Source organism: Iodobacter sp. BJB302, assembly GCF_002735645.1.
Lineage (GTDB): Bacteria > Pseudomonadota > Gammaproteobacteria > Burkholderiales > Chitinibacteraceae > Iodobacter.
The window spans coordinates 1-5,819 of record NZ_PDZG01000125.1; the positions used below are offsets into that span (position 1 = coordinate 1).

The 5,819-nt window shown below is 46.9% G+C and carries 4 protein-coding genes and 1 pseudogene; 4 read left to right on the plus strand and 1 reads right to left on the minus strand.

Annotated features, from left to right (window positions below):
* Window positions 1-131: 131 nt before the first annotated feature.
* The 4 genes and pseudogenes from CSQ88_RS21685 to CSQ88_RS21700 form a co-directional block, all read left to right on the plus strand.
* Window positions 132-779: pseudogene (locus tag CSQ88_RS21685) on the plus strand (IS3 family transposase); the annotation flags it as partial.
* A 270-nt stretch (window positions 780-1,049) separates the two neighbouring features.
* Entirely contained in the window at window positions 1,050-2,678 is a 1,629-nt protein-coding gene (locus CSQ88_RS21690) for a methyl-accepting chemotaxis protein (RefSeq protein ID WP_099400145.1), read from the plus strand.
* Between the two features lie 21 nt (window positions 2,679-2,699).
* Window positions 2,700-3,929: an alanine racemase gene (gene alr / locus CSQ88_RS21695; protein ID WP_099400146.1), complete on the plus strand. Its 1,230-nt coding sequence runs from the start codon at window positions 2,700-2,702 to the stop codon at window positions 3,927-3,929.
* A 226-nt stretch (window positions 3,930-4,155) separates the two neighbouring features.
* Window positions 4,156-4,893, plus strand: a complete 738-nt coding sequence (locus tag CSQ88_RS21700) for an ABC transporter substrate-binding protein (protein ID WP_099400147.1) — start codon at window positions 4,156-4,158, stop codon at window positions 4,891-4,893.
* A 366-nt stretch (window positions 4,894-5,259) separates the two neighbouring features.
* Here the strand turns inward: CSQ88_RS21700 and CSQ88_RS21705 are convergent, their stop codons facing one another.
* Window positions 5,260-5,688 (minus strand): hypothetical protein, encoded by a 429-nt coding sequence (locus tag CSQ88_RS21705; RefSeq protein ID WP_099400148.1) that lies wholly within the window; start codon window positions 5,686-5,688, stop codon window positions 5,260-5,262.
* Window positions 5,689-5,819: the final 131 nt, after the last annotated feature.

Consider the following 5,819-nt stretch of genomic DNA (forward strand, 5'->3'; position numbering starts at 1 on the left):
CACTGAGCCACGCGCAGTAGCCACTCCCCGCGCCGCGTCTGCAAATCCCCCATAAATCCTCCTTGATAAAAACCTCAGCATGACGAAAAAAGGAAAGGGCGTTTAGATGGGAGGGCTAGGCGCTTACTATTATTGCAGGAAGGGACAGGATTGCTCGGTTACGGCGCGAAGCGGGGATTCGATGTATTCAAAAGCGAAAGTTTAAAGCAACCACAAATTCTAATCACACGTTGCCGGTTGCGGATAACTTATTGGGCCAAGAATTCAAGCCAACCCGGCCCAATCAGGTCTGGGTGAGTGACATCACGTATATTTCGACGAATGAAGGCTGGTTGTATTTGGCAGGTATCAAAGATATTTTTACTTGTGAAATCGTCGGCTATGCGATGGGCTCGCGGATGACGCAAGAATTGGTGAGTCAAGCATTGTGGAATGCTGTGAAATGGAAGCGGCCACCAATGGGACTCATCTTGCATTCGGACCGAGGCAGCCAATATTGTGCACACAATTATCGCCGGCTGATTGAGCAATTTGGGCTAAAAGCCTCAATGTCACGCAAGGGCAATTGTTATGACAATGCGCCGATGGAGAGCTTTTGGGGTAGTTTGAAAAATGAATTGATTCATCATCAGCGTTATGAAAAGCGTGAGTCCGCCATGAACAGCATCAGAGAGTACATAGAAATATTTTATAACCGTCAACGGCGGCATTCACGCCTTGGCAACGTAGCGCCTGCGGTGTTTGCTCAAAATTTCAACAAAAACTGCAAGTGCGTATGAAATAGGTGTGTCTACTATTGTCAGGACAGGTCATTAGCAGCCTACCTCAAAACAAAAGAATACACCTTGTAGTACGCGTTTAAAGTTGCGGAGTGAATCTATCCAAGTACCAGATACCAAAAAAACAAAGTTGTGAAATAAATAGTTACAACTATAACTACTAAAAGTAGCTGTCTATACCGGTTTTATTGACAACGGTCATATGCATGATTAGAACAAGGCACAGACCGTGATCTCAAGATATATGGCCCTTGTGTTTGGGAGCACTTTATGAATATACGCTGGGGCCTGCAGGCCAAACTTTCCCTCTGTTTTACCGTCCTGTCTGCGATAGTAGTACTAATTTATTCGATTTATGCCTATCAAAGCACGCTCAGTGCCGAAATGAACGGTATCAACCGCAATCTCCTTACCTCCGCCTACGCTACCCAGCGCATTATTGGCGAGCATTTTCACGATAAGCTGCCGGAGCATTTCGAGGGAGACGTGGAATCCACTAAGCGGCTTACCACCTTTGTCCATAAATCAGAAATGGCTTACGTTTATTCTACCATTCTGCGAGGGTCCAAGGTGCTATACACCCATGCCTCCGCCAGCCCTGATGAGGAAAAAAGCGGCCAATACAAACGCTGGTTTCTGGCGGAATACACCTTAGTGCCAACAGGGCTGAATACCTCTCTAACAAAAGGCAGCATTGAGTTTGAGAACTATAAAGGTGAATACGGCTGGTTCCGTTCTGTTTTTGTGCCCTTTACCACCCCAGAAGGCATGCGCTATGTGGTCGGAGCGGACATGTCACTGGAAATGGTGCATCAGCTTCGTAATGATTTACTTCTTCATGTCTCGCTGGTCGCACTGGTCGTACTTGGCCTTTCGCTTGTGCTGGCCAATCTGGTAGCCCGCCAGATTGTGCGGCCAATCAACGAGGCCAGCGATGCGCTTACACGACTAGCCGGAGGCGACTGGAACCTCACCCGCACCCTATCCATACGCCACCATGACGAAGTGGGCATGATCGCAGAATCCTTCAATACCTTCATGGCGGCGCTGCGCGAGCGGATGCAGGAAATCTGGAATGAATCACATGCTATTTCCGAGCTATCCGTTAGGCTAACCGAATTAGTAGATGGCGTAAACCAGCGCTCGCTGTCGCAAGCAGAAATGGCCCAAAGCAGCAGCACCTCCATCGACGAGCTGGCTGGATCCGTCGGCCAAATTGCTGAAATCAGCACCGATGTGCAGCAGCATATGCACAGCTTTGCCCTGACCACCCGAGATACCGTGGGCAATATCCAAGAAGCAGCACAAGTAATGAACCAGGTGCAAGGTGACGTGACCCACTTGGCAGGAGAAATCCAGCACCTGAATCAACAAACGGCCGACATTAACCGCATTGTTGCGGTGATCAAGGGCATCGCCGATCAAACAAATTTGCTGGCGCTTAATGCGGCAATTGAAGCCGCTCGCGCGGGCGAAATGGGACGCGGCTTTGCGGTAGTAGCGGACGAAGTGCGCGATTTATCTCTGCGCACCTCGTCCGCTACGGTAGAAATCGGCAAAACGCTGATTGCCATTCAACAATCAGCTTCATCCGCCAGCAATCGCATGCACTTGGCGGTAGAGCAAGTAGATAACTGCAAACAGCATGCAGACTCCACCAGTGGCATGCTGAGCCATTTCGCTGACAGCATAGGTATTACTGTCAATAGGGTGGGCAACATTACCTCAGCGGTTCACGGGCAGGCGAATGCCTATCGCCAGCTAGCGGAACGCTCACAATCAGTTAGTGAGGCGGCTGCAGATAATCGTGATGCCGCAAGCCATGCGCAGGAAGAAGTCTCAAATCTTAAACAACGGACTGACACCCTGCATCGGGTGGTAGACCGCTTTACTTTGTAGTTCCCAGCAAGGAGATCAGCCATGTTTCGCCCCACCCTGCTCGCACTGGCCATCGCCAGCTTGTTCACCGGCCAACTTGCCCCTGCTGCCCCCTATTTGCCGCAAGCGGGGGACCTCCGTAACGGCCAGCTTAACCGCTCAGCCAACGCATGGCTGGAGATTGACCTGAGCGCCTTCAGCAATAATCTTGAAACATTAAAAGCCAAGCTAGGTCCAAATGGACCCAAAATATGCGCCATCATGAAGGCGGACGCCTATGGTCATGGCATAGATTTATTGGTGCCAGCGGTAGTGGCCGCCGGCATTCCCTGCTTAGGCGTAGCCAGCAACGAAGAGGCGAGAGTCGCACGAGAAAAGGGGTTTAAAGGTCAATTGATGCGTGTGCGCACCGCCACTGCGGAAGAAATGGAAGATGCTTTGCCCTACCGGATGGAAGAACTAATCGGCAATCTGGACAGCGCCCTTACTCTTTCAAAATTAGCACAGCGCAGTGGCCAAACCTTACCTTTTCATCTGGCACTAAACTCCAGCGGAATGAGCCGTAATGGCATTGACTTAAACCTGAACAGTTCACGACGCGATACACTGCGGCTACTGCGGCTGCCAAACATCAGCGTGGCGGGCATCATGACCCATTTTCCAGTAGAAGAAAAACAAGACGTGCTGACTGGCTTCGCCCAATTCAAACGAGACACAACGTGGCTAATCCGTGCTGCCCGCCTAGACCGCAGTAAGCTGCTCCTGCACTGTGCAAATTCCTTTACCACCCTTGAAGTACCTGAAGCGCATCTGGACATGGTGCGCCCAGGCGGTCTGGTCTATGGTGATTCCATTCCCAGCTATACCGAATATAAGCGTGTGATGACATTCAAAACCCGAGTTGCTTCAGTCAATCGTTACCCCAGCGGCAACAGTGTCGGATATGACCGAACAGTCACTCTTGGGCGCGACTCCTTACTGGCCAATCTGCCATTGGGTTATTCCGATGGCTACCGCCGGGCGCTGAGCAATAAAGCCTCAGTATTGATACGTGGTCACAAGGCCCCGGTTCTGGGTAAAACTTCAATGAATACGATCATGGTAGACGTGACGGACATTCCTGGAGTACGCTCCGGTGACGAAGTGGTACTGTTCGGCGAGCAAGAAGGAACCCGCATAGCCCAAGGCGACCTAGAAGAATACAGTGGAGCACTGCTGGCTGACATGTACACGGTATGGGGCAACTCTAACCCACGTATCGTCAAACCTTAAATTATGGCGCGTAAGCTACGAATTCGCCTATGTGCAAAATACAAAATCGCGCAGAAAGATAATATAAAAGTATTTTCATAATAATGCTGGTGAAATCGAGCTGTTTTCCTAGAATTTATATGATCAAGCTCATACGGAGCTAATTTGCAACTCTCCACGGAAGCATAAGCGAATTATTCTGTAGAAGACATGGTTTTCAGACATATTTTAAAAGAGCGTGCATAATATGTGTTCATGCCATGAATTTAAAAAAAACGTCAGACTAATTGCATTTTTCTATAGCATAGCCCTGACGCAGACACATATTGCATATGCTGAAGATGAATTCAAAGATCTCATTCTCTACACTGAGAACGACCCTCCATATGTCACTGTTGATGATAACGGTGAAATCGGGGGGCTCGCCACAGTAAGACTTAATCACTTTCTTCAGGCAATAAAATTTCCAAAAGAAAACATCAAGATACAACCTTGGGCTCGCTCTTATAAAGATGTATTGACAAAAAAAAATGTCATGATTTACCCCATTGTTAAAATGCCGGAAAGAATAGAAAAACTTGAATTTGTCTATAAACTATATGAAGTAACAGCTTTTTTCTATCGACTTTCATCACGAAAAGATATCGTCATCCGCAACATTAATGAAGCAAAAAAATACTCAGTTTGCGTTGTACGGGCCGATTATCGTGAGGACTTTTTAAAGCGCAGCGGATTTACTCAGTTGGATGAATCGAACGATTCAATAATGAATTTTAAAAAATTCCTGGCGGGCCGTTGTGATATCGCTGTTTTAACAAAAATGGGTCTTCATGTGAAACTACAAAAGTTTAAGTTAGACAGCTCCCTCGTCACCATCGCCTATCCATTAAGCGAGATTGATAGCAGTCTTTACATTGCCATCAACAAAGGTACAGATCAAAAAACTATCGACGCACTAAAAAACACGGCAAAGAAATTAAAATAAAGAAGGTAATCCCCCCACAAAACCAGCTCATTTTTAAGTAGAGTTTTCTCGCAGTCTTTGGGGAGCTTCGAAACGTCCCCCCCCAAAAAAATGCGAGCATGTATAGTGAAGCGACAAAAAACGGTTGCCAATCGCTACCGAAGGAAGTAAGAAAGATCTTTGCACGCTCGGCCAATATTCATGTTTTTTATGTGGGTGATAAGCAGTTTTCGAATTTTAAAACCACCCAGTACAAGCAAGGACGGTTTATATGCGCGCTGCACCCGAGCGTTTTTCTAGAGCTAACCGATCAGTGCACTGATTGATAGACCGTATCAAAAAGCATTCAGCCGCTTTAGTAAAAAACGCACCTCTTTATTAAAGTAGTTAATTCTTTGTACCATTTTCAAAGACTAATGAATGATAAAAACTATTTGTACTTCTAACTCTTTTCATAAATATTTCTTTAAATTTTCCAATCTTAAGCTTCGTATTTAACTCTGAGATCAAAAACAATCTGTCTTTTTCCTGCATACTGGTTTTAGACAAATAAAAGCCAGAATTGACAACAGGAAGTTCTGCTATCGGAACAGCGTGTAATTTTGATTCTAAATGAAACCTTTCAACCGATTTTGCAAATGCGGATGCCCCCACAACCGTTGCATCACACCTTTTTTCCAGCATTTTACGGGCAATAATATCGGTATCCAGCACATCTTCTAATCTGTTTTTTTGCTTTAATTGCACCAGCAAAGCCCTGTACTCCGGCCCCAGATCAAAGCCCCTCACTACATTCACCAGCAATTTACCCTGCATTAATGTAAGCGCCTAGCCCTCCCATCTAAACGCCCTTTCCTTTTTTCGTCATGCTGAGGTTTTTATCAAGGAGGATTTATGGGGGATTTGCAGACGCGGCGCGGGGAGTGGCTACTGCGCGTGGCTCAGTG

Coding starts and splice junctions, on each gene's coding strand:
- CSQ88_RS21690 (WP_099400145.1), top strand. CDS start 1,050: ATGAATATACGCTGGGGCCTGCAGGCCAAACTTTCCCTCTGTTTTACC.
- alr (WP_099400146.1), top strand. CDS start 2,700: ATGTTTCGCCCCACCCTGCTCGCACTGGCCATCGCCAGCTTGTTCACC.
- CSQ88_RS21700 (WP_099400147.1), top strand. CDS start 4,156: ATGTGTTCATGCCATGAATTTAAAAAAAACGTCAGACTAATTGCATTT.
- CSQ88_RS21705 (WP_099400148.1), bottom strand. CDS start 5,688: ATGCAGGGTAAATTGCTGGTGAATGTAGTGAGGGGCTTTGATCTGGGG.